Annotated in this window: 26 protein-coding genes; 6 read left to right on the top strand and 20 right to left on the bottom strand. The window is 43.9% G+C overall.

All coding sequences use genetic code 11. From position 1 onward, the window contains the following. The first annotated feature begins 3 nt into the window (after positions 1-3). Complete coding sequence (bluB, locus tag ABXS85_RS17405) at positions 4-654, top strand: 5,6-dimethylbenzimidazole synthase (RefSeq protein ID WP_353667793.1); 651 nt, start codon at positions 4-6, stop codon at positions 652-654. Positions 655-791: 137 nt separating this feature from the next. Further along, positions 792-992 carry a hypothetical protein gene (locus tag ABXS85_RS17400; RefSeq protein ID WP_353667792.1) on the top strand — a complete coding sequence of 67 codons (201 nt, stop codon included), beginning with the start codon at positions 792-794 and terminating at the stop codon, positions 990-992. 569 nt (positions 993-1561) lie between these two features. Here ABXS85_RS17400 and ABXS85_RS17395 read toward each other — a convergent pair. Continuing rightward, entirely contained in the window at positions 1562-2044 is a 483-nt protein-coding gene (locus ABXS85_RS17395) for a peptidylprolyl isomerase (protein ID WP_353667791.1), read from the bottom strand. A 228-nt stretch (positions 2045-2272) separates the two neighbouring features. Further along, a complete protein-coding gene (locus ABXS85_RS17390; RefSeq protein WP_353667790.1) occupies positions 2273-2629 on the bottom strand; it encodes a DOPA 4,5-dioxygenase family protein in 357 nt (118 codons plus the stop codon). A gap of 170 nt (positions 2630-2799) precedes the next feature. Between ABXS85_RS17390 and ABXS85_RS17385 the strand changes: the two genes are divergently transcribed. After that, positions 2800-6273 carry a PAS domain-containing hybrid sensor histidine kinase/response regulator gene (locus tag ABXS85_RS17385; protein ID WP_353667789.1) on the top strand — a complete coding sequence of 1158 codons (3474 nt, stop codon included), beginning with the start codon at positions 2800-2802 and terminating at the stop codon, positions 6271-6273. Between the two features lies 1 nt (position 6274). Here ABXS85_RS17385 and ABXS85_RS17380 read toward each other — a convergent pair whose 3' ends face one another. From ABXS85_RS17380 to ABXS85_RS17300, 17 genes are all read right to left on the bottom strand, one after another. Then, positions 6275-6889: a TetR/AcrR family transcriptional regulator gene (locus ABXS85_RS17380; protein WP_353667788.1), complete on the bottom strand. Its 615-nt coding sequence runs from the start codon at positions 6887-6889 to the stop codon at positions 6275-6277. A gap of 86 nt (positions 6890-6975) precedes the next feature. Next, positions 6976-7347, bottom strand: coding sequence for a DUF2750 domain-containing protein (locus tag ABXS85_RS17375; RefSeq protein WP_353667787.1), 372 nt, complete (start codon positions 7345-7347; stop codon positions 6976-6978). 21 nt (positions 7348-7368) lie between these two features. After that, on the bottom strand, positions 7369-8058 hold the full coding sequence (locus ABXS85_RS17370) for a pseudouridine synthase (RefSeq protein ID WP_353667786.1): 690 nt from the start codon (positions 8056-8058) through the stop codon (positions 7369-7371). Positions 8059-8075: 17 nt separating this feature from the next. Next, on the bottom strand, positions 8076-8606 hold the full coding sequence (locus tag ABXS85_RS17365) for a GNAT family N-acetyltransferase (RefSeq protein WP_353667785.1): 531 nt from the start codon (positions 8604-8606) through the stop codon (positions 8076-8078). A gap of 150 nt (positions 8607-8756) precedes the next feature. Continuing rightward, a complete protein-coding gene (locus ABXS85_RS17360) occupies positions 8757-9392 on the bottom strand; it encodes a YitT family protein (RefSeq protein WP_353667784.1) in 636 nt (211 codons plus the stop codon). A gap of 129 nt (positions 9393-9521) precedes the next feature. Further along, positions 9522-9821, bottom strand: coding sequence for a S24/S26 family peptidase (locus tag ABXS85_RS17355; protein ID WP_353667783.1), 300 nt, complete (start codon positions 9819-9821; stop codon positions 9522-9524). Positions 9822-9888: 67 nt separating this feature from the next. Next, entirely contained in the window at positions 9889-10392 is a 504-nt protein-coding gene (gene sodN, locus ABXS85_RS17350; protein ID WP_353667782.1) for a superoxide dismutase, Ni, read from the bottom strand. Further along, entirely contained in the window at positions 10382-10603 is a 222-nt protein-coding gene (locus ABXS85_RS17345) for a hypothetical protein (RefSeq protein ID WP_353667781.1), read from the bottom strand. The genes sodN and ABXS85_RS17345 overlap by 11 nt, the downstream gene beginning before the upstream one ends. Positions 10604-10629: 26 nt before the next feature. Further along, positions 10630-11073 carry a tetratricopeptide repeat protein gene (locus ABXS85_RS17340; RefSeq protein ID WP_353667780.1) on the bottom strand — a complete coding sequence of 148 codons (444 nt, stop codon included), beginning with the start codon at positions 11071-11073 and terminating at the stop codon, positions 10630-10632. A gap of 190 nt (positions 11074-11263) precedes the next feature. Beyond that, positions 11264-11875 carry a cob(I)yrinic acid a,c-diamide adenosyltransferase gene (gene cobO, locus ABXS85_RS17335; protein WP_353667779.1) on the bottom strand — a complete coding sequence of 204 codons (612 nt, stop codon included), beginning with the start codon at positions 11873-11875 and terminating at the stop codon, positions 11264-11266. Positions 11876-11886: 11 nt separating this feature from the next. Further along, on the bottom strand, positions 11887-12501 hold the full coding sequence (locus ABXS85_RS17330) for a trimeric intracellular cation channel family protein (protein ID WP_353667778.1): 615 nt from the start codon (positions 12499-12501) through the stop codon (positions 11887-11889). Positions 12502-12583: 82 nt separating this feature from the next. Then, complete coding sequence (locus ABXS85_RS17325) at positions 12584-13168, bottom strand: histidine phosphatase family protein (protein WP_353667777.1); 585 nt, start codon at positions 13166-13168, stop codon at positions 12584-12586. Next, positions 13165-13953: an adenosylcobinamide-GDP ribazoletransferase gene (locus ABXS85_RS17320; RefSeq protein WP_353667776.1), complete on the bottom strand. Its 789-nt coding sequence runs from the start codon at positions 13951-13953 to the stop codon at positions 13165-13167. Before ABXS85_RS17320 ends, ABXS85_RS17325 begins: the two co-directional genes overlap by 4 nt. 37 nt (positions 13954-13990) lie before the next feature. Continuing rightward, positions 13991-15049: a nicotinate-nucleotide--dimethylbenzimidazole phosphoribosyltransferase gene (gene cobT / locus ABXS85_RS17315; protein ID WP_353667775.1), complete on the bottom strand. Its 1059-nt coding sequence runs from the start codon at positions 15047-15049 to the stop codon at positions 13991-13993. A 12-nt stretch (positions 15050-15061) separates the two neighbouring features. Further along, positions 15062-15829, bottom strand: a complete 768-nt coding sequence (gene rlmB, locus ABXS85_RS17310) for a 23S rRNA (guanosine(2251)-2'-O)-methyltransferase RlmB (protein WP_353667774.1) — start codon at positions 15827-15829, stop codon at positions 15062-15064. Positions 15830-15869: 40 nt separating this feature from the next. Beyond that, complete coding sequence (gene rnr, locus ABXS85_RS17305) at positions 15870-18446, bottom strand: ribonuclease R (protein WP_353667773.1); 2577 nt, start codon at positions 18444-18446, stop codon at positions 15870-15872. A 364-nt stretch (positions 18447-18810) separates the two neighbouring features. Then, a complete protein-coding gene (locus ABXS85_RS17300) occupies positions 18811-19614 on the bottom strand; it encodes a pyruvate, water dikinase regulatory protein (RefSeq protein WP_353667772.1) in 804 nt (267 codons plus the stop codon). Positions 19615-19856: 242 nt separating this feature from the next. Between ABXS85_RS17300 and ppsA the strand changes: the two genes are divergently transcribed. Further along, positions 19857-22253, top strand: a complete 2397-nt coding sequence (gene ppsA / locus ABXS85_RS17295; protein WP_353667771.1) for a phosphoenolpyruvate synthase — start codon at positions 19857-19859, stop codon at positions 22251-22253. A 492-nt stretch (positions 22254-22745) separates the two neighbouring features. On the opposite strand, the gene ABXS85_RS17290 is transcribed toward ppsA, so the two are convergent. Further along, positions 22746-23948: an MFS transporter gene (locus tag ABXS85_RS17290; RefSeq protein WP_353669789.1), complete on the bottom strand. Its 1203-nt coding sequence runs from the start codon at positions 23946-23948 to the stop codon at positions 22746-22748. 98 nt (positions 23949-24046) lie between these two features. Between ABXS85_RS17290 and ABXS85_RS17285 the strand changes: the two genes are divergently transcribed. Next, positions 24047-24925, top strand: coding sequence for a LysR family transcriptional regulator (locus ABXS85_RS17285; protein WP_353667770.1), 879 nt, complete (start codon positions 24047-24049; stop codon positions 24923-24925). A gap of 117 nt (positions 24926-25042) precedes the next feature. Continuing rightward, entirely contained in the window at positions 25043-25684 is a 642-nt protein-coding gene (locus ABXS85_RS17280) for a thiopurine S-methyltransferase (protein WP_353667769.1), read from the top strand. Positions 25685-25776: the final 92 nt, after the last annotated feature.

The raw sequence follows: 25776 nt of genomic DNA, 5'->3' as shown, positions 1-25776 counted from the left end.
GTTATGAAAATCAGCCAAGCAGAACGTGATGCGGTGTATAAAACCATTTTTGCCCGTCGTGATGTTCGTCGAGAATTCCTTCCTGATCCTATTCCTGACGCCGTATTAAAACGTATTTTACTAGCAGCTCATCATGCCCCCAGTGTGGGTTTTATGCAGCCTTGGGATTTCATTTTAGTCACCGACAAAGCGTGCAAAACCAACATCAAACAAGGCTTTTTACAAGCTCATGCAGAGGCCGCTGAGCTTTTTCATGGCGACAGACGCACGCAATATCAGTCTCTCAAGTTGGAAGGTATCGAAGAATCTCCATTAGGTATTTGTGTTACCTGCGACAGAAATCGCACTGGTTCTGTGGTACTTGGGCGCACCGCGAAACCTGAAATGGACTTATTCAGCTCAGTTTGCGCAATTCAAAACATGTGGCTGGCCGCTCGTGCGGAAAACATTGGCTTAGGCTGGGTAAGCATTCTGCACGATAACGTTTTACGAGAAAACCTAAACATTCCAGAGCATATCGACATCATCGCCTACCTTTGTTTGGGTTATGTGGAGCAATTTCATGATACGCCAGATCTACAAAGAGCGGGTTGGCTAGATCGTCAAGACATGTCTAACGTATTGCATCAGGGGGTATGGGAGGATAAAAATTAATTGATGAATTAAATTCACCAATTAGGGTATTTTTTATCGTTTGTCTTCTTTGTTGACTCTACTTATCATCTCCATATCGAAACGAATTCATCACCCACATGCCAAAAGCTTGTAGGGAAGCCAAAGAGGACAAGACTATGAAAAATCAATCTGTATCTGAATTAATCAACAATGTTAACGCTGCTTACCTAACTGACGCAGACGTTCGTATCGCAGTTGCTCGTGCTGAGCGTGCTGAATTTATCGTTGCCTCTTTCGCAGCAGCTGGTAAAGCGATCAAAACCCTTGTTGCAAAAGTAAAAACTGGTTCTGCTGCTACTTCTGCTCAACACGCTTAATAGCAATACAAAGACCTCAGAGTAAGCTCTCTCTTAACGAGCAAATGGCTTACTCCTAGCGGAAAAAGCGCTGATTTTCCAACGGCGCTTCCCGTTTCTCCCCTTACCTGTTCTAGTTTTTGCTTAGAAATAAACCTCTCAAATACTTTGATTTGTGTTAGAACAATATTCACTAATTTTTGCTTGTCATTTGCTTTTCAAACCAAACAGAAACATAACGCCAAATGCCTATCTAATGCCTATCCAAGTCAGATGCATAACACTGCCCTTCAAGAACTTAACAAACCATAGAATAAACGCCGTACTTTTATTCCCCCAACTATCCTGACTGATAAAAATAGGCTTGCCGTTAGCATCCTAGACATTGAGATCGCCAAACAAACAAAGATCAAACGCCTGTTTGTCCCAAGTAAAACAATACCCCAGAAAAGCAGCCTTTATCCCTGCTTTCTTTTGCTGTTTGATTTGTTGATGTGGACATCTTTATCCTTGCTGAGCAAGATAATAGAAACAAAAACGGCTTCCGAAGAAGCCGTTTATCCTTTACTCAAGTATTGTTACACAGAGTCTTAGTGTTGGTGACCACCCGGGCCATGAACATGACCATGTTCCACTTCTTCTGTTGAGGCTTCACGGACTTCAACGATTTCTACGTCAAAGTTCAAGGTTTTGCCTGCCAATGGATGGTTACCATCCAACATGATGCCATCCTCTTCCACACCAATCACGGTAACAGGTTGCTGACCACCCGGCGTTTGCGCCATGAATTGCATGCCCACTTGGATGTCATCAACCCCTTGGAAGTTTTCCGCAGGCACTTTTTGAATCAGTTCTTGGTGTATTTCGCCGTACCCCTCTTCTGGGGCAACAGAAACCGTTACTTTATCGCCTGCCGCTTTGCCCTGAAGGGCTTTATCTAAACCGTCTATGATGTTTTGCGCACCACTCAAAAATACTAAGGGCTCTTGACCTGATGAGGAATCTAGTTGCTGACCTTGATCATCGGTTAAGGTGTAATGCATGCTCACAACGGTGTTTTCAGAAATTTGCATTCTATTCTCCAGCTTGGAATAAGTTTAGGTACGAGCGCTTGATACAAGCAAATTATTTTGCGATGACTCCGTCACAACACGAACCCAGTAAAAATAAGCGTGTTTATGATAACCCTCAATGAGAAATCACCACAAATTAAATTTTGCTGCTGTTATCTTTTTTTTAAAGCGTAACAAGAGGATTTTTCTGAAAGATTTGTCCAAAAAAGAGTAGTGATAAGGCCTGCCTTACTCATTTTTCACAAACTGGGAAATGTCTAATGGATACGAATTGCCCAACCAGCTGATACCCTGTGTATGATCAACATACTCATCCCCTGTTAAAGGATGGACAAACACATCCAAGCTTTGACGGTGAAACATTAGCCAAGGAATAAAGTCGCCAAAGATCTCTGCGGCAAAGGATAATTGACAGCTCCACAATGGATGTGGCCCTACTGGCTTTTGATGAAAACGCCCAACACGTATCTCAAATAATGCTTGCGCTTGTTTGGCAACCATTTGCGCCATAAGCATGCCAGCCTCATCCTGATAATAAAGATGTGCGTGATAGGCTTTTACCTGATAATTTGAAGGGAGTGACATGATAGTTTCCTCTGTACAACATAAGGTCATTTTAGCATGTCTCTTTAAAAACCGAGTAGTAACAAAAGCTGAGCATTAACACGACCTAAGTCTAAGAGGCATAGCACAAGAAGTATGCTACATTGATCTAAGAAAAATAAAACACTGCTTTGTAATCAGGTGCTTAGACCATGACGGTTTTCTGGATTCTGCTGGCCATCTTGTATGTAATGGGGTTATTTTGGATCGCATTATGGGGTGATAAGGAAGGCCCTTATGCGAAAAAGCTCACTCGCCATCCTTTGGTTTATAGCCTTTCTTTAGCCATTTATTGCACGGCTTGGACTTTTTACGGTGCTATAGGCGAAGCCACGCGCTCTGGTTGGAACTATTTGCCCATTCTGCTTGGGCCCATTTTATTGTATCTGTTTGCTTTTCCCTTGCTGCGTAAGATGATCAATATAAGCCATAAACAGAATATTACTTCTATTGCTGACTTTATTTCCTCGCGCTACGGTAAACGGCCTATTACTGCGCCCTTGGTGATCTTAATTTGTATGCTAGCGGTGATTCCCTATATCGCTTTGCAATTGAAAGCCATCGGCTCTAATTTTGCTTTATTCGTCAATCAAGAAGAAACCTCAACACACTTAATTGTGTTGATTGCGACCTTATTAATGGGCATTTTTGCCATGCTGTTCGGTACGCGTAAGGTGGAAGTGACTGAATATCGCTCCGGTATGATGTTAGCCATTGGTGCGGAATCCTTATTCAAACTGATTGCCATTATAGCGGTAGGATTGGTGGTTCTGATTATGGTCCAGGGTGTGGACCTAACTAGTATTCAGAATAAGGTAAATGTTTCCGTTTGGCATCCTGAGGCCTTTTTAACCTTCCCTTTTTTGATGCAAACCTTTATGTCTGCCGCCGCAGTGATTTGCCTACCACGCCAGTTCCATGTCACTGTGGTCGACCATCAAGATACACGTCAATCCAATGTGGCACGTTGGATGTTTCCCCTGTATCTGGCCATTTTCGCTGTGATCATTCCACCGGTTTCCTTGGCCGGACAAGGTTTATTCAGCAGCGAGATCAACCCCGATACTTATGTGATTCAATTTGCCTTGATGTCAGATTATCTGCCATTACAAATTCTCATTTTTTTGGGTGGCATTTCCGCCACCACGGCAATGATTATTGTGGCAACCTTTGCTCTGAGTATCATGATCAGCAACGACGTGATTCTTCCCTTGATGTTGGCTCGAGCCAGCGCTCAGCACCAAGCCTTGCCTTTATATCGACGACGCATTCTGGTCATACGTCGCTTGGCCATGTTGGGCATTTTAATCTTATCCTTTCTGTATTATCAGAAGATGGCCAATCATGAGTCTTTAACAGGCACAGGCTTACTGGCTTTCTCATTGGTTTTACAATTGATGCCCGCCGTATTTGGCGGCTTATATTGGAAACGTGGTCATGCTTATGGGGTGTACACAGGCTTAACGTTCGGCTTCATCAGTTGGATGCTGATGATGATGCTGCCTCTAAGTGGCAACATAGAATGGAACTTGGCCAGTGGACAATCTCGCTCTGAACTCATCAGCTACGGCGCTTTTATTAGCCTGCTTGCCAATGTATTTGGCTATATTTTAGGGTCTTTACTGTCCACCGAAAGATTGATTGATCGTATTCAAGCCACGGCGTTTGTCAGTCCCACTACCGAGTTAGAAAAAGGCTTTTTTAAACCCAAAAGCAAAGCCACTAATGGGGATTTGCTTGTCTTGTTGGAAACCTTTCTTGGTAAACAAAAATCTCAGCAAGTATTGAACAATTTTGAGCAACACTATGATGACCAAGATATTCATTCCAGTGAACCACCTAGTCGTTTGTTTATCGATTATTGTGAGCGCATACTTGGCGGCGTTCTAGGAGGCTCCTCAGCACGTACCATCATTAATTCCATCTTAGTGGACAAACAAATCAAAGTAGAAGAAATGATGACCTATCTGGATGAAACTACCCAAGCCATCCAGTTCAGTCAAAATCTCTTATTTGTTTCCATGGACAATCTTGATCAAGCGATTAGTGTTGTTGACAAAGAACTACGAATCGTGGCTTGGAATAAGACCTATCTTCAGCTCTATCCCTACCCAGAAGGTATGCTCAAAGTGGGTTTACCCGTAGAGGAGCTGATACGTTACAACGCGCAACGAGGCGAATGCGGTGTTGGGGAAATTGAAGACTTAGTCAATAAACGACTTGATCACTTAAAAAAAGGCACCTCTCACCGTTTCTTACGTCGTCGTGCCAATGGCCGTGTCATTGAAATGGTGGGTAACCCATTGCCTGATGGCGGTTTCGTCACCAGTTTTACCGACATTACGGAACATATTGAAAGTCAGCAAGCACTAAAAGAAGCCAACATTGATCTGGAAAAACGTGTCAAGGCGCGCGCAGAAGAAGTACAAAGTGTGAATGTAGAATTGTTGCAAGAAATCAATCGCCGTAACAAGGCAGAAAAAGCTCTACTTTATGCTAAAGCCGAAGCCGAACAAGCAAATGCCTCAAAAACAGAGTTTCTTGCCTTAGCCAGTCATGATATTTTGCAGCCACTCAATGCCGCCAAACTCTTCATGGGCATACTGAACACTACAGAGTTAGATGAGCACACCAGTCATATTATTAAAAATCTATCCGATTCATTAGAGTCAACAGAGGCACTTATTTCCACTTTATTGGAAATTGCTCGTCTCGATCAAGGCGCCCTGCAACCGAAATTGGAAAGCTGTGAATTGGAACAAATTTTGGCCCCCATAGTGACAGAATTTGATGTGATTGCCGCCAGTAAAAACATCCGTTTCGATACTCGTATTCGCGCTTTTACTGTTTATTCAGACCCTATTTATTTGCGAAGAATCATCCAGAATTTCGTCTCAAATGCCGTGAAATACACAACTAATGGTCGTGTGCTATTAAGCGTGCGACCTTGCAACAGACATGTTCTCTTACAAGTTTGGGACACAGGCATAGGTATTCCCGAAGCTGAGCAACAAAAAGTCTTTGACGATTTTTATCGCTGGGAAAACACAAAAGAACCCGGCATGGGACTCGGCTTAGGCCTGGTACGCCGAATGCAAAAACAACTCGGTTTAGTGACCAAAGTGCGCTCTGTTCCTAATAAGGGAAGCTGTTTTAGCATTCAAATTCCCATGGCGATCAATCAAGTCCGCCCCAACCCTGCTAAGGTAAGTGAGCCGATTGAAACGCCACACGAGACGCATCATTGTCGTGTCTGGTGTGTTGACGATGATGAAAACAATCTCACTGCCATGTCCAGCTTACTGACTCATTGGCAATGTGAATGTCATTGTTTCCAAAGTTACGAAGCAGCTCTGGCTGCGGATGGAGAAGCAGAACTCTTGTTGGTGGATTATCACCTTGATGATGACAAAGATGGGTTAAGTTTAATTCAAGCACTAAGAGAAAAAGCCAACAGAAACATTCCAGCCGCTTTGTTGACGGCTTCACGAGAAGTAGACCTTATTGAACTTTGCAAATCACGCCAGATCAGTTATATGGCCAAACCGGCTAAACCAGCGAAATTACGAGCCTTGATACGCCACGTACAAGACTCTCAAAACAACAATGAAGCGAGAATATTGTGATTTATTGCAAACCACATCCCGCCAACACGATACCACTAATGGCGTCAGCAATGCGCGTAAGGTCCTCTTCACTGTAGCTGTCCTTACCACTCAAAGCCAAGACTTGCGCCTCAAAGTCGGCATAGTGTTGTGTGGTTGCCCAGATCATAAAAATCAAACTGGCAGGATCGGTCTGACGCATTTTTCCTGCCGACATCCAAGCTTCCAACAAGGCCACACGAGAAGCAAACCATGGACGTAGTGCCTCTTTTAAATAATCCCCAATATGATTGGCACCACTTATGACTTCCATCGCAAATAAGCGTGATGCAACTGGTTTCTCAAAACTGTTCTGCAATTTTACTCGAATGAAACTGTTCAACACTTCGGCGGGATCATCTTCCACTGTGGCGCGATCAAACACGTCATTCCAGCCCATGAGGGTTTGATCCAGCACTTGTTTGTATAAGTTCGCTTTCGATTGAAAATAATAGATGATGTTCGGCTTAGGTAAACCTGCTCGTTCAGCGATATGTTGCAAACTGGCGCCATTATAGCCTTTTAAACCAAACTCAACTTCTGCTGCATCCAATATTTTCATAAAGACTTCTTCACGATGATTTTGACGCTTACTCATTGGGGGTTCCTTAATATGCCTCGTCCTTTACGAAAATACATCATCACTTCCTTCCTAGAAGTGTAAAACTCATCATATCAAACTAGCTAATCGCCCAACAAAGCCGTTAGCTCTTCGGCAGTCGATAACTTGCCTTCATCTTCGATATTTGGAAACACCGCCACTGTGATGTTATCCATCGCCAAACTCGGCAACCATTCTGTCTTAAAACTCGTCAAAGAGACCGCCACGGGCTCACAATCATCCCAATCTTCAATGGCCCACTGACTAGCAAACTCAGCATCAGGCCAAACCATAACGCAATCACCTTCGTCGGTTTCCACCATCACAAAGCCTTCTTCATTACTTAAACTCCAAACCTGCTCAGTCGCTTTAGCTTGTTCAATAAAATAGGCTAGACGTTCACTGTCTGGCGAAACCAGCAGCTGTACGCGTTCGTCCATCGATAATTCTGTCATCTATTTTGTCTCTTATTATGTCTAAAAAAAGGCTATTTCTTGCGCTGTGAGCGCTCGGTATTCACCAAGCGGAAGATTTTTATCTAGCTGCAAAGGACCAATTCGATCACGATGCAATTGCTCAACCTTATTACCCACCGATGCTAACATGCGTTTCACTTGATGATATTTACCTTCTTGAATGGTTAGGTAAATTTCCTTTTCACTTAGCCACTCAACCTCGGCAGGTTTGGTTAACTGGCTTTCACCCCTTAGCAAGACACCCGCCTCAAGTTGTTCAATGGATTGCTGCGAGATCACATCTTTAAGCTTCACATAGTAACGCTTCGGACAAACATGCCGCGGCGAGGTGATTCTATGTAACCATTGACCATCGGTTGTCAGTAAAAGTAATCCTGTGGTGTCCTTGTCTAAACGTCCTACTATATTTAGCTTTTGACCTAAATGATTAGGCAACAAGTCCAACACAATCGGATGTTCGGGATCCTCATTCGCACATACATATCCAGCCGGTTTATGCAGTAAATAATAGCCCTCCGTTGGCCAAGCTAATGGCTCACCGTCCAAACATATGTGATCTGTTTCTAATACCCTATGATTGGCTTTTTTAACCACTTCACCGTTCACCGTGACACGGCCTTTTGCAGCGGCAATTTTAGCCGCTTTACGTGCTAATTCAGTGACATGGGATAAATAAAAATCGAGTCTCAAAAATCGCCCTACTGCAATTAACTAAATACTTCATGACTGGTTTCAATTTCTTTATAAAAGAAAGTGGAGTTATGCAACATACCATTGGCACTGCGGATATAACCAGGAACTTCACCAAATGGGATATAGCCCATATTTACGTACATATCATGTGCGATGTCATCACTGCGAACTTCCAAGATTAACAACTGACGTTGCATGGCAGCGGCGACTCGCTCTACACCTTGCATCAGTATGCTTCCTAGACCATTTTCTCTTACTTGGGTATGCACCATAAGCTTTTCCACATCACAACGGTGCAAGGCGTTGGCTTTAGGAGACATGGCAATTTGCACACTGCCAACCACTTTATCCTCTTCTCGGACCAGCAATACCTGACGAGAATTTTCCTGAAGTTCATCGTTAACCGAAGACCAATAGGCTTTTGCTTCCGGCTCGCTTAATGGTGGTAAAAAACCAATGGGAGCGCCTGAGTCCACCGCATCAATCAGTAAGGCAACTAAATCGTCTAAATACGGGTTAAGGTTATCAACCTTTAACAGCTCCAAAACTCTCTTTTCCTCAGTTTATTCGTTTGGCGTTATGATACCCGAGCGTCTAAAGATATGAAAACAATAGGTCTAAGATAGGGATAAATTGTGCCTAAAACACAAAAAAAGCGACTCAATGTCGCTTTTGTTATTTGCAATAAGGGGCTTTTACACATTACCCATATAGCGTCCGGGTTTATGATTCACAGCAATAATCATATTTAATGCAATAGCACCAATGAAAGACACAGCAATCAACCAAAAATCCACCACAAAGACAGAAGCCAATACTATGGTGCAATCAATGGCCATTTGAAATTTCCCCATGGAGATGTGGTATTTTTCTGACAGATAACGAGCCAAAATATTGACCCCACCTAAACTGGCGTTATGGCGAAACAGCATTAAGAAACCAACCCCCATTAGAAAACCGCCCGTCATACTAGCGTAGATAGGGTCAACCGATTCAAAGGAAACCAACATTGGCGTTAAATCTGAAAAAACGGACACGCAAAATACCGCAAAAAATGTCTTCAAGGTAAAGTTCCAACCAAAATGCCATATTGCCAATAGATAAAAAGGTAAGTTGATCAAGAAAAAGGCCTGACCAAAAGTTAATGAGGTCGAGTATTGAATCAGGAAGGCTAAACCAGCAGAACCACCCGTTAATAGGCCAGCCTGAGTAAATAAACTGACCCCCAAGGCAATGATCAAGGAGCCAATCAACATGGCTTGAATATCTTCCGAACGGGTATGCTTCTGAACTTTTGACAAGTCTTTTTTTGGTAGGTCTGCTGTCGACATGCTTATCCCTTGAAAAATTTGCAGATTGAACAATAGACGGGATTTTAGAGAAAAATAGAAATCAGACCAAGGGCAGTCTGACAGACAAAAAACGACTTACCCCACTAAAGTGTCTAGAATATTAGACACTCAATGCAGTTTTGGTTTTTGTGCGCAAATACGACCAATCACCTTTCCCATCACTCGTCGTGGCGACACCCAACCAATGCGCTCTGATTGCAGACTTTGGTTATTTTCTCCCCCCAGCCATAACTGACCATCAGGGGCTATGTGTAAGACTTTTTTTACGATAAAACCGTACAATGCATGATCAACCACTACCAATTGTCCTACTTGAAGTTTTCTATACCAACGACTGATAAAGACAAAATCTCCATCGTGAAGACTGGGTGCCATGCTTTCTCCTTGCACTTTAATTAAGCGAAACATAAAGCCTCCTTGTACCCTATCTAAAGTAGAAAGTAGGAAGGAGAAACCTTTCTCCTTCCTAATTGTTTTACCCTTTTAGGTCTGGATAAACCGTATCCAACATGGGTGGATATGGGCAAGCAGCGGTATAAGTCGGCACACCTTTGGTCAACCAAAAAGCCTCAGCAAATTGATTGACTAAGTCCACCAGCTTTTCGCCTTCCTCTCGACTGATTCCTTGCTTACATTTTGATGCTTGCAACATAATGCTATGCGTCAACTCATGGGCATTAGGAATCTGCTCAAATTGCGGCGCTTTAAAATAATCACCCCAAATAATGCGTACAGCTTCTTTGACCTCTGTACAAGCGGACTCTTTCTCACTCACTAAACGAGAAATTTGCGCATAATCAGCGACTTTTAAATCACCTTTGTCTTCAATTTCTTTAATCAAATCCAGCAGGCGAACACAGCTTAATGCCGCTAATTGAGCCGTTGATGGATCATAGATTTTACAAGGAATATCACAATGGGCTTGAGCCGTTTGAAAGCCAATCACCTTGTCCAGTACATTCACCAGATTATGCATCATGATTGTTATCCTCCTGCTTAGAACCTTTACGTCGAAAAACTTGCTTGTAAAGCAAGCCACCCACAATCACACTGGCAATCGCTAACCAAGTTAGCATGTGAATCAGTTCACTAGACCAATGAGCATGATCGTGACCAGGATGTGCCAAGGCTGTTGAACTGATAAGAGCGAAACAGACACTGACAACAAAAGTGGAAAAAGTAGATTTCATATAGATATCCTTTTTAGTAGAGCAATTTAATGACGTACCATGACGCCCTGACTGGTAACAGCATTTGAAATAGAACGCATTAGCGCCTTACTTTGAGCCACAACATGTTTACTGTGACTTTGCGAAAACAGCTCCCATTCAAAACGAATATGGGTAGCGGTTCTCATAATCAGGCCGCGCTGCTCCTCATCCACATCTGGACGAACAATAACGGCCTGTAAAAAATTCACTGCGTTTTCATACTGTGTATTCGCTGACAAAAAGTCGCCAAGTGCAGTGTAGGATTCAGCAATGTTTAAAAAGCTTACCGCCGCCGCAGCGACTGCAGATTCTGCATCTTGGTGGAAGTCATCATCAAACGAACACTCTACTTGCTGTAATGCTTGCTGATTGAGTTCTACAGCATTGGAATAGTCATGATTTGAGTAAGCTTTGTTGGCTTGACGTGTTAAGCGTTCCCAATTTTGCATTCTTTCCTCCACGGCAGTAATTGCCAAATGAAACTAATGAGAATCATTATCGTAAAAGAAAAGAAAAAAATCCAGCTTTTTGAGAATAAATCTCATTATTGAAATTACAGGTTAATTTTGCCCATAAAAAAGGCTCACTTATTAAGTGAGCCTATACGAAGAAAGCACTTTGAAATCGATTGGGGCAGTCTTACCACTCAATGCCTGCTTGCGCTTTTACACCATTGGCAAAGGCATGTCTTTCGTTGGCTATCTTACTGTGAGTATCGACCGAATCAAGGAGAACTCGCGGAGCAGTCCGCCCCGTCATCATCACGTTTTGATGGGCAGGCCGCGTGGCCAAGGCGCTAATCAACTCAGCCTCATCAAGATAACCGTATTTATACATGTAAGTGATTTCATCCAGTAAGATGAAATCAATACTGGCATCGGCCAACATACTTTTCGCCAATGACCAAGCTTGATCTGCCGCTTGTTGTTCCAGTTGAGGATCACGGGTTTCCCATGTAAATCCATGTCCCATCACATGAAAATCCACACGCGGATGCTCACCGAAAAAAAGCTGCTCACCTGTGGCTTTGCGCCCTTTAATGAATTGAATTACACCACACTTTTGTCCATGACCTAATGCTCTTGCCATAGTACCAAAAGCGCTTGAGCTTTTGCCTTTACCATTGCCCGTCAATAAGATGGTCACACCACGCTCTTCTGTGGCTGCTGCGATGCGTTGATCAACGACCGCTTTTTTCTTCAGCAAACGAGCTTGCTGCTTTTCTTCTTCTGTTAAGTTAGTTGCAGACATTATGTGCTTCCTTAACGCTTTTTGTAGAGTAGCCAACTGGGATAATACAAGTCTTTATGTATCGCAAAGACTCTTAGTATAAAGACTAATAGTACGGCGTAAATCGAGTTAAATTCATGGAAAGGTATGTTTTTTTGAAGTAGCACGAATAAAATAGCACCTAGAAACGCGGGGGTTGCATAAAACTCTCGTCCCAATACCAAAGGCGGCTTATGACTTAACAAGTCACGAATAATGCCTCCAGCAATACCAGTGATCACACCCATGGTGATGGCAATGATGGATGGAAAACCTAATTCCATTACTTTTTCAGTTGCAACGATAGTAAACAAAGCCAAACCAAAGGAGTCAGCATAGTGAAATATCCTTTGTCTGTTTTCAATAAAACGCACAGCGAAAAATGCCGCAACCGACGATAAAAATGCTACCCAAAGATAAGAGGTGTCCTGTACCCAATACACGGCTTCTACTCCTAAGACAGTGTCTCTTAGGGTGCCACCGCCTAATGAAGTGACCATGCCTAGAAACACCACACTAAACAGGTCCATGTCTTTTTTGCCAGAGGAAATCACCCCAGTGATGGCAAATGCCGCAATACCGAACATACCCAAAAGATATAACAACATGGTTTTTTATCTCTATCAATCTCTGTAACTTGACGGGCGCCAAAGCCAATTCGAAGCCAATCTAAATAACACTTGTCAGTATCTACTGCCAGTCACCGGCACCTAAGCGTTTTAACACGCACCAATCACCTTGAATATCCAATTCCGTCACACTGGTGAAACCCACATCAATACGAAAGCATTTATCCAATGGCCACTCACACAGCAAACTCACTAGCACCTTAATCACGCCAGAGTGAGCCACTAGCACACAAGTCTGCATAGCTTCATCCTTGATACTTGACCACCAATACCACACTCGATCAGCCACTTCTTTTAAGCTTTCCCCTTCGTAAGGATTGGCATTCACAATGTCCTTTGCCCAAACGTCCATTTCTTGTCTGGGGATATCGGACCAAATACGTCCTTCCCAATGACCAAAATCCAGCTCTTTTAATGCTTCAATTGGATGAGATTGGCCTTCGCTCAGATAATCCGCCAATAACGCTGCACGGCTTAAAGGACTGTGATAACAACGCACTGTCTCTTGATCATATTGCAGATCTAACGCTTGCTTCAGGGCTTGCGCTCCTTGTTGCCAACCTTCTAATAACGGCACATCTTGATCACCGTAACACAAGCCTGGCACTACATCGGGTTTTGGATGACGAACTAAATACAACTTCACGCAGTAAACACCAGTAAAATCGCCATCACAAAAATCTCACCCAACTGCTCACTGGCCCCTAAAGTATCACCATTGAACCCTTGAATTTTAGCCTTAAGATACTGACGCATCGCCAACAGCAATAATCCAGCACACAAGACAGCCAAGACTATTTCAATAATGTTCAACGATAAGATGGCGATGATGGCACATGGTAACAAGGCCACCAGCCACTGCTTCATATCCAAGCGCGTAATCATACTGCTGGCTTTGCTTTGTCCGACGGAAACATAATCCAAACTATGCATTAGGACTAAAGGAAACACCCGCGCCAGTATCTGTACTGCGCACCAAACAGAGATCAAATAGAGCAAAACAAGAAAAGAGTCTGACCCTGTATTCAATAACTCAGTAAGCAACAACCATTTCAAGGTCATCGAAAACCAAATACTCAAAGCGGCATAGCTACCGAGTCGAGAGTCTTTCATTATGGTTAGGCGCTGTTCTTGATCCAAACCGCCTACTAAGCCATCCGCACTGTCCATCAAGCCATCTTCGTGAAAGCCACCAGTAATCAACACAGCGCTAAGCAACATACACAGAGCCTGCAATGAGGTCGACCAATCGAACCACAAAGGCCAAGCGCTCATTAATGCCACTACCAAGCCGACCCAAGGCAAAAAGCTAACGGCTGGAATACTAGACTCTTCTTCCTCACGCCAATCTACTTTTAACGGGATTCGAGTATAAGTTACTAGGCTACGTTTAAAGCCCTGCCAATACCTATTTGGAAATGGATTTTTCATCTTGCCCTCAAATCAACCTTTGAATCATGCCAAGTTTTTATTGATTACTGACACCTGCGCTTTCAAAACTGGCCATATTGGCCATAAAAACACAGGCACTTTTTATCAAAGGGTAGGCCAAAATCGCACCGGAACCCTCGCCCAATCGCAAATCCAGAGACAAGATAGGCTCTGCTTGCAGATAAGCCAATAATTTTTTGTGGGCCTGTTCATTAGATTGGTGAGCGAACACCGCATAGTCTTTTACGAAAGGATTGACCTTATGAGCGAACAATAAGGCCACAGAACAAATAAAACCGTCCACCACAAATGCCGTATTGCGCGATGCGGACTGCAACATGGCCCCGGCCATGGCTAAGATTTCAAAACCACCCACCTGCATGGCAAGGGTTTCTGCATCCCATTGTTGAATACTTTTCCCTGTTTCTGCTTGCGCACGCTTCAGAGATGCTTGTATGACTGTCGCCTTATGGGAAACACCAGCATCGTCCAATCCAGTTCCACGACCGGCTGTTACTTGACCCGACTCACCTAATAAGGCCGACATCATACAAGAAGACACACAGGTATTGCCTATGCCCATTTCACCAAACATGAGCAAGTTGCAACCTTCCGCTATAGCTTGATCCACTTCCTCAATGCCGGCGTGCATGGCCTGAGCAACCTGCTCACGAGTCATGGCCGCCATTTGGCTGAAATCTTGTGAACCATGGGCGACTTTACGTGATGACAACAAGACATGCTCTGCAATATCGCCTTTCACCCCTACATCTACCACACCCAAAGGCACTTGATGCTGTTGGCAAAACACACTAACAGCCGCACCGCCCATCAAAAAGTTCATCACCATTTGTGGCGTCACTTCTTGGGGAAACAAACTGATGCCTTGATCTACCACACCATGATCCGCCGCAAACACCAGCATTTTGGCACTGTCCACATTCGGCACAAGAGAGCCTTGAATACGCCCCAACTGAAATGCCAATTGTTCCAGCGCACCGAGCGAGCCTGGCGGTTTGGTTTTGGTATCTATCTTAAGCTGTAAATCAGCGTCTAATGTCGTACTTAATGGACTGATCTGGAACGACGGAAACACCTGACTCTCTCCTTAACGACTGGCTTTTACGGCACGCTGACGTACCACTTCGTACAAACACACACCGGTCGCAACCGAGACGTTCAAGCTAGACACTACGCCTGCCATAGGTAATTTCACTAGGTAATCACATTGCTCACGAGTTAAGCGACGCATCCCCTCACCTTCCGCCCCCATGACGATGGCAGTTGGAATGGTTAAGTCCTGATCGTAAATGGTATCTGTGGCTTCGCCCGCGGTACCAAAAATCCAAATACCCTGATCCTGCAGCTTTTTCATGGTACGTGCCAAGTTCGTTACGGCATACACTGGCATACTTTCCGCAGCACCACAGGCAACCTTGCTCACCGTGGCATTGAGAGGCGCGGAATTGTCTTTCGGCATGATCACCGCATGCGCGCCAGCTGCATCGGCACTGCGTAAACAAGCGCCAAGATTATGCGGATCCGTTACACCATCCAGAATAATCACCAAAGGCGTCTCATCCAAACTTTCAATGTAACTGTGTAAATCAGCTTCGTTACCGGCTTTGGTCATGGCGGTATAGGCCACTACACCTTGATGCACAATGCGCTCTTTGGTCTTGCTGAACAATTGGTCTAAATCACGTCGGGGTACTAGGCTATAACGCACTTTGTATTTTTTACACAAGCTCATCAAGCGCTGTGTTTTCTTATCATCACGACCTTCTTGAAAACGTACTTCTTTAATACGATCAGCTTGTTGCGATAAGGCATTTTCAACGGCATGAATGCCGTATATCCACTCTAAATCTGACATGAATGTGTCAATTCTCTCTGTTCTATTTTAATTCGTTCAATTAATCACTAGCACGCGACTTGGCGTTACTTTTTTTGGCCTTTTTTGTTTTTTTGGCTTTCACCTTGTTTGGCTTTTTCGCACTCGAAGCAGTCCCTTTAGACCCTTTAGTATTAGCCGATTGAGCCGTTTTCTTCTGTCTTACGCGTTTGCCTTTAGAAGGTGCTCGACGCTTTTTCGACTTACTCTTTTCGCCACTCTTATCTTCTTGCTGAAGATCTTTTTTGGCGTCCATTTTCGGTTTGGAACGACCACCCAATTCAATAGGTGGCAACTGAGCTAATTGCATTTCTAGCTCAGACAACTCGTCTCGCTCTACCTTTTTACGAGCACGAGGGGCAGAGTTATCCAGGCTCAAATCGATTTTGCGCTGTTCTAAATTGACGCTCGCCACACGAACTTTTACGCTGTCACCCAAGCGGAATACTTTACCAGTGCGCTCACCAATAATGGCTTGATGCTCAATATCATGAACAAAGTAATCCTGCCCCAGTCCTGAGATATGTACCAAGCCATCAACAAACAGGCCTTGTAACTCAACAAAAAGACCGAAAGGTGTCACCGCGGTGACAACACCATCAAAGGGATCGCCAAGGTGCTGCTCTACATATTGGCATTTTAACCAAGCTTCCACATCACGAGTGGCTTCATCAGCACGACGCTCTGTTAAGGAACAAGAATCCCCTAAGCCATCCATATCCGCATGGTCGTAGCCGTAAATTTTCTTCTCTTTTAATAAAGGACTGCCCGCGACTCGATGGGCTTGCGACACTTTTGGTCGACCTTCACCACGGATCAGATAACGGATGGCGCGGTGTACCAATAAATCAGGGTAACGACGAATCGGCGAAGTGAAATGCGTATAGGCTTCATAATTCAAGCCAAAATGCCCCATGTTATCGGCCTGATAAACCGCTTGTGACATAGAACGCAACATCATGGTTTGGATACTTCGCGCATCCGCACGGTCACGAATTTGCTCGGCCACCAAGGCGTAATCGGCTGGGGTTGGCTTCAGACCACCTGGCAATTCCAAACCAAGCAAGCCTAAATAAGTTCGCAAGGTCATTAAGCGATCTTCTTTTGGCCCTTCATGGACACGGAATAACGCCGGTAAATCTGCTTTAATCAAGAGCTCTGCTGCCGCCACGTTAGCACACAACATACACTCTTCGATCAGCTTATGAGCATCGTTACGCTCAACAGGGACAATGTGTTCAATTTTGGCGTTCTCATCAAATACCATACGAGTTTCGACGGTTTCGAATTCCATGGCGCCACGCTCATCACGAGCGTCTTTTAACACTTGGTATAATCCACTTAAATCATCAATGTGCGACACTATGTCTTGATAACGCTCACGCAACGCCACACCTTCATCTTCTGGCTCAGTGGCAATCATTTTCGCCACCTTAGTGTAAGTCAAGCGTGCATGAGAGCGAATCAAACCTTCATAGAATTTGAAACCGCGCATTTTGCCTTTGCTGGTCAGGGAAATTTCCGCCACCATGGCCAAACGGTCCACATCTGGGTTTAATGAGCAAAGTCCGTTCGATAAAACCTCTGGCAGCATAGGAATCACACGACCGGGGAAATAAACCGAGTTGCCGCGCACTATGGCTTCTTCATCCAACGCCGTGCCTTTTTTCACATAATGAGACACGTCAGCAATGGCAACAAACAGTTTCCAACCGCCCGGCGTTTTCTCACAATACACAGCATCGTCAAAGTCACGAGCGTCTTCGCCATCTATGGTAACAAACGGCGTTTCTCTGAGGTCCACACGGTGAGCTTTGTCTTCTTCCGCCACGGCTGTGGTGAAATGCTGAATTTGTTGCTCAACCGCAACAGGCCATTCGTTGGGAATCTCGTAACGATGCATCGCCACTTCGATTTCCACCCCTGGGGCCATAAAGTCCCCTAGCACTTTTTTTACTATGCCTTGCGCAGCTTGTCCGCGATCAGCATAAGATAAAATTTCCACTAGCACATATTGACCGTGCTTAGGCGATAAACCGGATGCTTTGGTTATCAAAATATCTTGAGAAATACGCGGATTTTCAGGGGTAACAAAAGCGGTCTGACTCTCTTCATAATAGCGACCAACTAGTTGAGTGTGACGACGTTCAATGACCTCTACCACAACGCCGTCTAAGCGCCCCTTTACACTGCGACCCGACAAACGCACTTTCACTTTGTCGCCGTCCATTACGCTCATCATTTGTCGCGCAGACAAAAAGATATCGTCGTCATTTTCTCTTAATAAAAAACCATGCCCTTCTTTGTTACCCTGTACATAGCCTTCGATTAAGTCACTTTCTAGAATCGGATAATATTCATTATTGGCATTGGAATTTAGCTGATGATCACGACACATGGCAATCAAACGTCGGCGCAAGGCTTCGATCTCGTCTTCTTCTTTTAAAGAGAATTCGTCACAAAGTTGCAGATGGCTAAAAGGCTGGTTACGCGTCGCAAGAAATTCTAGGATAAATTCACGGCTAGGAACGGGGTTATCGTATTTTGAAGCTTCTCGTTGCAGATGTGGATCGTTAATTTTTTTACTCAAAGTAGGCATATCCTTGGTTATTCAGTAAGACATCCTGTATTTATCACTCACCAATATGAACATCTTACTATCGAAAATGTGGCATATTCGTTAAAATTAAGGGATTCGAAGCCACATAAGTTATCGATATTATAGAGTATTCTCGGCAAATACTCTCTCTTTTGCAGCCTTTCTATTCATTATCTGCACAGTCCGCTTGGCGGTTTTGTAATTCCACTACAAAAGTGACAAAAACTGTCTATTTTTCAGTCAATTATCTTTAATCAAATTGGTAAGCCAAAAATAAAAACATTGATTTATGACAATTTTTCGAACGAAAAATCACCAATCCTAAGGAATAGATCGAATAATTCGATCTATTAAGCCATTTTTCTTAGTGTCTGTGACGCTCTAAATTCATCTCCGCCATGACTTTGGTGGAAATTTCTTCCACCGACAAACGTGTACTATTAAGAAATGGTATACGTTCTTGGCGATACAAAGACTCCACTTCTTCTACTTCATAACGGCATTGTCGAAAGGAGGCATATTTGCTTTGCGCCATGCGACCAGTGCGAATTTCATGCAAACGCTGCGCGTCTATGGTGAGGCCATAAAGCTTTGTTTTGTGTGGTCGTAATACTTTGGGCAAGCCCGCACTGGAGAAATCATCCTCTGTGATTGGATAGTTTGCGGCGCGAATGCCGTATTGCATGGCCAAATACAAACTGGTGGGCGTTTTGCCCGAACGCGACACCCCTAATAATATGATATCAGCCTCATCAAAATTCTTGATGGAAGCCCCATCATCATTGGCTAAAGCGTAGTTAATAGCATCGATTCGACCATCATAGACACCCGCTTTCATACCATGTGCTTTTTGTGCTGCGGGCTGTGCTTTTACCCCCAAAGCCTGTTCAATGGGTGACAGCATGTCACCAAAAACATTGTAACAATGGCAATTGCAGCCTTGTATTATGTCTCTCATAGACGAATCTGAGATGGTATAAAACACCAACACCGATGCCCCTTGCAGCACTTCGTTATCTATCTGCTGTTTCAGTCCGTTAGCCTGATCTTTGGTGGTTAAAAAAGGCACACTTTTGGTCATTATGTCGACATCAAAAAAGGACAACATAGCGGAACCAAACACCTCAGCTGTGATCGCGGTACCATCGGAAACAAAGTACACTTTCATGTCATTTTTTCTCATTTTGTTGTTATCTAACGACATCCGTTTTTTCGATTGAAATAAAACTACATCGAATAATCGATTTTATTCAACGCATCCCCGCTACATACAATGAACTCATAGTGTTGCTTTTGACAAGTCTTGAATCGTGACCCTGAATCATAGCTTAGTCACTTCACTTTGTTCTGAAGAGCCATTTTGGCTCAACAGTATTTTAAATAATAAAAGCCTAAATTTCGGAGTCTCTTGTGAGCAAATTCATTAAGTGGTTTAAAGATCTTCGTTTAGAAGATGTCGGCCAAGTGGGCGGTAAAAACGCCTCTTTGGGAGAAATGATTTCCAACCTGACAGACCTTGGTATCCAAGTACCAAACGGTTTCGCTACGACTGCTTATGCCTATCAAACTTTCTTGGTAGAAAGCGGCTTAGAAGAGAAAATCCATAGCATATTAGACAGCTTGGACGTAGACGATGTTCATGCATTAGCGGAAGCGGGTGTCAAAATTCGTAACTGGATCGAAGACGCACCTTTTTCCGACCAATTCAATCAGGAGATTGAAGCGGCGTTTAGTGAACTGTGCGAAGACAATCCTACAGATACTTCCTTTGCTGTGCGTTCTTCCGCAACGGCGGAAGACTTACCTGACGCGTCGTTTGCTGGACAGCAGGAAACTTACCTCAATGTAAAAGGTTTGGCTGACATCAAAGCTTCGATCAAGCGTGTATTTGCCTCTTTGTTTAATGACCGAGCCATCTCTTACCGCGTTCACCAAGGTTTTGAACACCAAGGTGTGGCCTTATCTGCAGGCATTCAAAAAATGGTACGCAGTGACATAGGAGCTTCTGGTGTGCTGTTCACTTTGGACACTGAATCTGGATTCGACGAAGTGGTATTCATTACTGCCGCCTACGGTTTGGGCGAAATGGTGGTGCAAGGTACCGTCAACCCTGACGAATACTATGTTCATAAGCCAACTCTGGCCGCCAAGCGTCCAGCGGTCGTGCGCAAAAGCTTAGGCAGCAAAGCCCAGAAAATGGAATACGCCGCCGCAAGCAGTGATGAATTCGTTAAGATAGTGCCAGTGGAGCTTGATGATCAAAACCGCTTCGCCTTAAGCAATGAAGAGATTGAAGATCTGGCCAGACAAGCCTGCATTATCGAGCAACATTACCAACGCCCAATGGACATTGAATGGGCCAAAGACGGCATCGACGGTAAACTCTATATAGTGCAAGCACGCCCAGAAACCGTTCGTAGCCAAGCCAATACACAAAGCATGGAGCGGTACAGTCTAAAAGAGACCTCAAATGTATTGATCACAGGACGTGCCATAGGCCACAAAATAGGTACTGGGGCGGTAAAAGTTTTGTCTTCCATCACTGAAATGGATCGCATCCAACAGGGTGATGTGTTGGTCACTGACATCACTGACCCGGATTGGGAACCCATCATGAAACGTGCCTCTGCCATTGTAACGAATCGTGGCGGCCGAACTTGTCACGCGGCCATTATTGCTCGTGAATTAGGCATTCCTGCTGTGGTAGGTTGTGGCGATGCCACCGAAGTTTTGAAGGATGATCAACCAGTAACCGTATCCTGCGCACAAGGTGACATGGGCTTTGTTTACCAAGGCCAATTGAATTTTGATGTGATCACTTCTGAAGTGGGTAACATGCCAGAGCTGCCTGTCAAAGTCATGATGAACGTCGGCAACCCAAACCGTGCTTTTGACTTTGCTATGCTACCAAACGCTGGTATTGGTCTGGCTCGTTTGGAATTTATTATTAACCGCATGATAGGTATACACCCCAAGGCCCTACTCAACTACACGGACATGGATGCCATATTGCAAGAAGAGATTGATCATCGTATTGCCGGCTACCAAGGTCCAGTGGAGTTCTATGTCGATAAACTCGTAGAAGGTGTCGCCACACTGGCCTGCTCTTTCTCGCAAAAGCCAGTCATAGTGCGTCTGTCTGATTTCAAATCCAACGAATATCACAACCTCATTGGCGGCCCTCAGTTTGAACCTGATGAAGAGAATCCAATGCTTGGCTTCCGCGGAGCAGCCCGCTACATAGATGATTCATTCCGCGACTGCTTTGCCCTTGAATGTGAAGCCATTCGTCGTGTTCGTAACGAGATGGGGCTGACCAACGTACAAATCATGATTCCTTTTGTTCGTACTCTTGAAGAAGCACAACAAGTGACCGAACTCCTGGCTGAGCAAGGTCTTGCCCGCGGTGAAAATGGATTAAAAGTCATCATGATGTGTGAACTGCCCTCAAATGCTTTGCTAGCAGAGGAATTCCTCGAATACTTTGACGGCTTCTCAATTGGCTCAAACGATCTAACACAGCTGACGCTGGGTCTAGATCGTGACTCTGGCCTGATCGCCGATAAGTTTGATGAACGCAACCCTGCGGTGAAAAAGCTGCTTAAAATGGCGATTTCCGCTTGTCGCGGGCAAGGAAAATATGTGGGCATTTGTGGTCAAGGACCTTCCGATCATGCTGATTTTGCAGACTGGTTGGTGGCGCAAGGCATCGAAAGTGTGTCGCTCAACCCAGATACCGTGGTTGAAACATGGCTACACCTAAATGAAGTTATTGAAAACGCGTCTCTGAATCAAGACGCGGTATAAGTTAACCATCTACCTTAAAATAAACAAAAGGTAGATTCCGACTGCATCTTAGTAGGGATACCTACTAAGTCAGATTGCCGTTTCAAGGAAGGTGCGAATAAGTCTTCTGAACATCAGTCTTATCAGAGAAATGGCCTATCAAGGCAAGAGTGAGCAGGAATGTTAATACCTTTCAATCACTCTTAACACAGAGAGGCCGTTTCTCTGAAAGACCCGAAGGGCGTGGGTTAAGCTCTCTTTATTCTTTGTTAAGCTTCTTGCCAATATGCTTATATTGGACAGCGAAACTTGCCTCGAATAAAAGAGAGTTATCCACACGCTGAAGTCAGTGGACTTGTTCGTACCTTCCTTAATCACGGCTCGTGGCCTTATTGTTGTCACAACTCTCGTTTTAAGCCCTGCTCTGCAGGGCTTTTTTTATGCGTGTCTTTTAGGATAACTGCCAACTTCAAATGGCTGAGCGAGTTGTCAGTCTACGCTTCCTTTTTATCCTTAAAGTTTTGCAAGAGGTTGTGATGATTTTGCTTGGTATCTCAACAGACTCAATTGTGCCATCAATACAATACCTAGGATAATCCAAGAGCCAAAAATCACACCAGTCCATCCGTTCATTTGCCAGAAAGGATCCAAATAAAAACCACCCGAACTTGCCCCTAGATAATAAAACACCAGATACAAGGAGGATGCACTGGCTTTTGCCTGTTTCGCATGTCGACTCACAAAGCTACTGGCAGTGGAATGACATAAGAAAAAACCAAAACTGTTGATCAATAATCCCAGAATAATGAGCCATAAACTCTCACCTAACGTCACACAAGACCCCAGCATAAAAATGCCAGTGCCCAACATCATGATATGAGCCTGCGGCCAACGCTTTGCCAATTTTCCGGACATGGCCGAACCCACTGTGCCAGACAAATAGGTTAAAAACAGCAAACCGATATATTTAGCCGATAAGTGATAAGGAGCGGCTTCCAGCACGAAGGTAACGTAGCTGTACTGATTAATAAAAATGAAAAAGCTCAATCCACCAATCAAATAACAGGTAATCAGTCGACGATTCAACAAATGCCTTTTCATGTTAGACAAAATCTCACCCAGTCTAAGTGGATTTGGTTGAAAATGTTGTGACGCGGGCAACAAGACATAAAATATCAGCAAACAAATGAAACTGATTGCCGCCATTACAGCAAAGGTAGCAGTATAGCCTAACCATTCACCGGCAAATCCACCAATTAATCGACCACCAATACCACCCAAAGTATTCCCGCTGATATACAGACCCACAGCCACCATTAAAGCTTCAGACGAGTATTCGTCCCCCAAATAAGCCACGGCAATAGCAGGTAAACCCGCAAGAAAAAAGCCTTGTAAAGCACGTAATAGCAGTAGGTATTCATATTGCTGAACCAAAGCGAGACAAGCAGTGGTTAAAGTAATGCCTAGCATGGTCATGACCATAATCCCCTTACGGCCTAATGCGTCGGAGATAGGTCCATAAAACAAAAGAGAGATCCCTAAGGTTAATGTGGTAATGGTAAAGCTTGCGCTGGCTTGCAGAGCTGAAACAGCAAACTCATCCGCGATCATAGGAAGCAAAGGCTGTGTGACATAAACATTGGCAAAAATCATGAAAGAACCAATCATTAAGGCTAGGGTGCCACGCCAAAACTTTTTAGTGCCAACTTCGATCACCGTCCTCTCCCAAGGCAACTGAGATAATAAGGCCACTATACGCCTGAGCAAAAGATCAATAAAATATATCTAACTTATCGAAATCATAAGAGTTATTGATGGATATAAAACCTCTTCGCTATTTGGTCAGTATTGCGCGCACCGCTAGCTTTACCCAAGCCGCCAATGAGTTTGGTGTAGCGCAACCGGCTGTCAGTATGGCCATTAAAAAGCTGGAAAACGATTTAGGCTTGACCCTAATTCATCGTGCCGATCGCAATATTAGCCTGACTGATGAGGGTAAAAAATTGTTGCTGCACGCGCAAAAAATTATTCAAGCAACTGATGAAGCCTTGTTAGAGATGTCCGAATTAAATGGCTTAGAAAAAGGCGAAGTTCGAGTGGGTATCCCAAGTATGCTGGGGTCTTATTACTTCCCACCTATTTTGATGGGCTTTCGCAATCAATACCCAAGTATTACCTTAACCGTCATTGAAGGTGGCACTTGGCAATTACAACAAATGCTCGAAAAAGGCGAATTGGATTTAAGTGTCATTGTGGCAGAAACCCTACCAGACAACCTAGCGGGAGAGCATCTGTTAGAAGAAGAAATGTTAGTCGTTATTGGCGAAGAACATAGCTTTAGTCAGCTTGATAAAATCTCTCCAGAAACCTTTTTCCAAGAAGAATTAGTCATGTTTAAAGAAGGTTTCTTTCATCGCAGAATTGTCGACAAATTGGCAGCCCAAGTAGGCATTACCCCGAACATAGGATTTGAAACCAACTTAATACCCTTGATCAAGTCCATTATTCAACAAGGATTCGGTATCTCCACCATGCTCGCCATGGTCATCGAAGATAATGAACAGCTTATCATACGGTCTTTTGATCCGCCTATTTGGTTAGATTTAAACATAGCGTGGCGTAAAGACGGCTATTTGTCCAAAGCCAATCAAGCCTTTTTGGATTTTGTTTGTCGGCATGGTAAAGCAGAATAACCTATAATTAAGTAGATATTATCCTGTATGTTAGAGAAAGTACGAACAAGTCCACTGGCTACAGCAACCTGCCCTTAGGTTGCTGTTTAATAACTTATCATCATTAAAGAGGTTACCATGATTACCAATGAGTTTTGGTTAGAACGTTGGCAAACTGGTCGTATTGGCTTTCATTTGGAAGGTATAAATCCAAAATTAATAGACTATTGGCCCACTCTTGCAAAACAAAGTCGTGTTTTGGTTCCCTTATGCGGCAAAACCAACGACATTATCTGGCTAGCGGAACAAGGTTATCAGGTCACCGGAGTGGAAATTTCCTCCCTTGCTATCATTGAGTTCATTGGTGACAATGATTTGACCTATGAAACTGAGCACAAAGGCAAAATAAAGATTCATCATATCAATGAGTTACCCATTCGTTTGATCGAAGGTGATTACTTCGATTTCCAAGAAAACCAATTTGATGCCTGTTATGACAGAGCTGCTATGGTTGCCATGCCCACCACTTTGCGCAAAAAGTATGTTGAACATACCTTAGCGAGATTGGCCGATGATGCCTTCCTACTATTGATTAGCTTATTCTATGAAGGTGAAAAGCAAGGTCCGCCATTTTCCGTTGACGATACGGAAATAACGCAACTTTGGGGTAGCAAAATACGCAAACTGGCCAGTGAAAACCTTATGGAAACCCAAACAGAGTATCGCGACGGTCTTTACACTCTGTTTGAAGAAAGTGTTTGGCATATTGATCAAAAATAAACCAGATTCTTCCCAGACAAAGACTGTTTACCCAAGTCTTTTTCTGGGATAATGCCGGCCATGACATAAGGTAAAATTATCCATTGTCAGAA

This window comes from Marinomonas sp. THO17, from assembly GCF_040436405.1.
In the GTDB taxonomy this organism is placed as follows: Bacteria; Pseudomonadota; Gammaproteobacteria; order Pseudomonadales; family Marinomonadaceae; genus Marinomonas.
The sequence above is the reverse complement of the archived record's forward strand: the minus strand, read 5'-3'. Positions and strand labels throughout refer to the sequence as shown.

Bases quoted from the DNA above. Each gene is read 5' to 3' on its own strand.
- ABXS85_RS17285 (WP_353667770.1), top strand. From the start codon at position 24,047: ATGGATATAAAACCTCTTCGCTATTTGGTCAGTATTGCGCGCACCGCT.
- ABXS85_RS17360 (WP_353667784.1), bottom strand. From the start codon at position 9,392: ATGTCGACAGCAGACCTACCAAAAAAAGACTTGTCAAAAGTTCAGAAG.
- rnr (WP_353667773.1), bottom strand. From the start codon at position 18,446: ATGCCTACTTTGAGTAAAAAAATTAACGATCCACATCTGCAACGAGAA.
- ABXS85_RS17380 (WP_353667788.1), bottom strand. From the start codon at position 6,889: ATGAGTAAGCGTCAAAATCATCGTGAAGAAGTCTTTATGAAAATATTG.
- ABXS85_RS17330 (WP_353667778.1), bottom strand. From the start codon at position 12,501: ATGTTGTTATATCTTTTGGGTATGTTCGGTATTGCGGCATTTGCCATC.
- ABXS85_RS17345 (WP_353667781.1), bottom strand. From the start codon at position 10,603: ATGAAATCTACTTTTTCCACTTTTGTTGTCAGTGTCTGTTTCGCTCTT.
- ABXS85_RS17385 (WP_353667789.1), top strand. From the start codon at position 2,800: ATGACGGTTTTCTGGATTCTGCTGGCCATCTTGTATGTAATGGGGTTA.
- ABXS85_RS17400 (WP_353667792.1), top strand. From the start codon at position 792: ATGAAAAATCAATCTGTATCTGAATTAATCAACAATGTTAACGCTGCT.
- ABXS85_RS17390 (WP_353667790.1), bottom strand. From the start codon at position 2,629: ATGTCACTCCCTTCAAATTATCAGGTAAAAGCCTATCACGCACATCTT.
- ABXS85_RS17300 (WP_353667772.1), bottom strand. From the start codon at position 19,614: ATGAAAGTGTACTTTGTTTCCGATGGTACCGCGATCACAGCTGAGGTG.
- ABXS85_RS17320 (WP_353667776.1), bottom strand. From the start codon at position 13,953: ATGAAAAATCCATTTCCAAATAGGTATTGGCAGGGCTTTAAACGTAGC.
- sodN (WP_353667782.1), bottom strand. From the start codon at position 10,392: ATGATGCATAATCTGGTGAATGTACTGGACAAGGTGATTGGCTTTCAA.
- bluB (WP_353667793.1), top strand. From the start codon at position 4: ATGAAAATCAGCCAAGCAGAACGTGATGCGGTGTATAAAACCATTTTT.
- ABXS85_RS17355 (WP_353667783.1), bottom strand. From the start codon at position 9,821: ATGTTTCGCTTAATTAAAGTGCAAGGAGAAAGCATGGCACCCAGTCTT.
- cobO (WP_353667779.1), bottom strand. From the start codon at position 11,875: ATGTCTGCAACTAACTTAACAGAAGAAGAAAAGCAGCAAGCTCGTTTG.
- ABXS85_RS17395 (WP_353667791.1), bottom strand. From the start codon at position 2,044: ATGCAAATTTCTGAAAACACCGTTGTGAGCATGCATTACACCTTAACC.
- ABXS85_RS17280 (WP_353667769.1), top strand. From the start codon at position 25,043: ATGATTACCAATGAGTTTTGGTTAGAACGTTGGCAAACTGGTCGTATT.
- ABXS85_RS17375 (WP_353667787.1), bottom strand. From the start codon at position 7,347: ATGACAGAATTATCGATGGACGAACGCGTACAGCTGCTGGTTTCGCCA.
- rlmB (WP_353667774.1), bottom strand. From the start codon at position 15,829: ATGTCAGATTTAGAGTGGATATACGGCATTCATGCCGTTGAAAATGCC.
- ABXS85_RS17340 (WP_353667780.1), bottom strand. From the start codon at position 11,073: ATGCAAAATTGGGAACGCTTAACACGTCAAGCCAACAAAGCTTACTCA.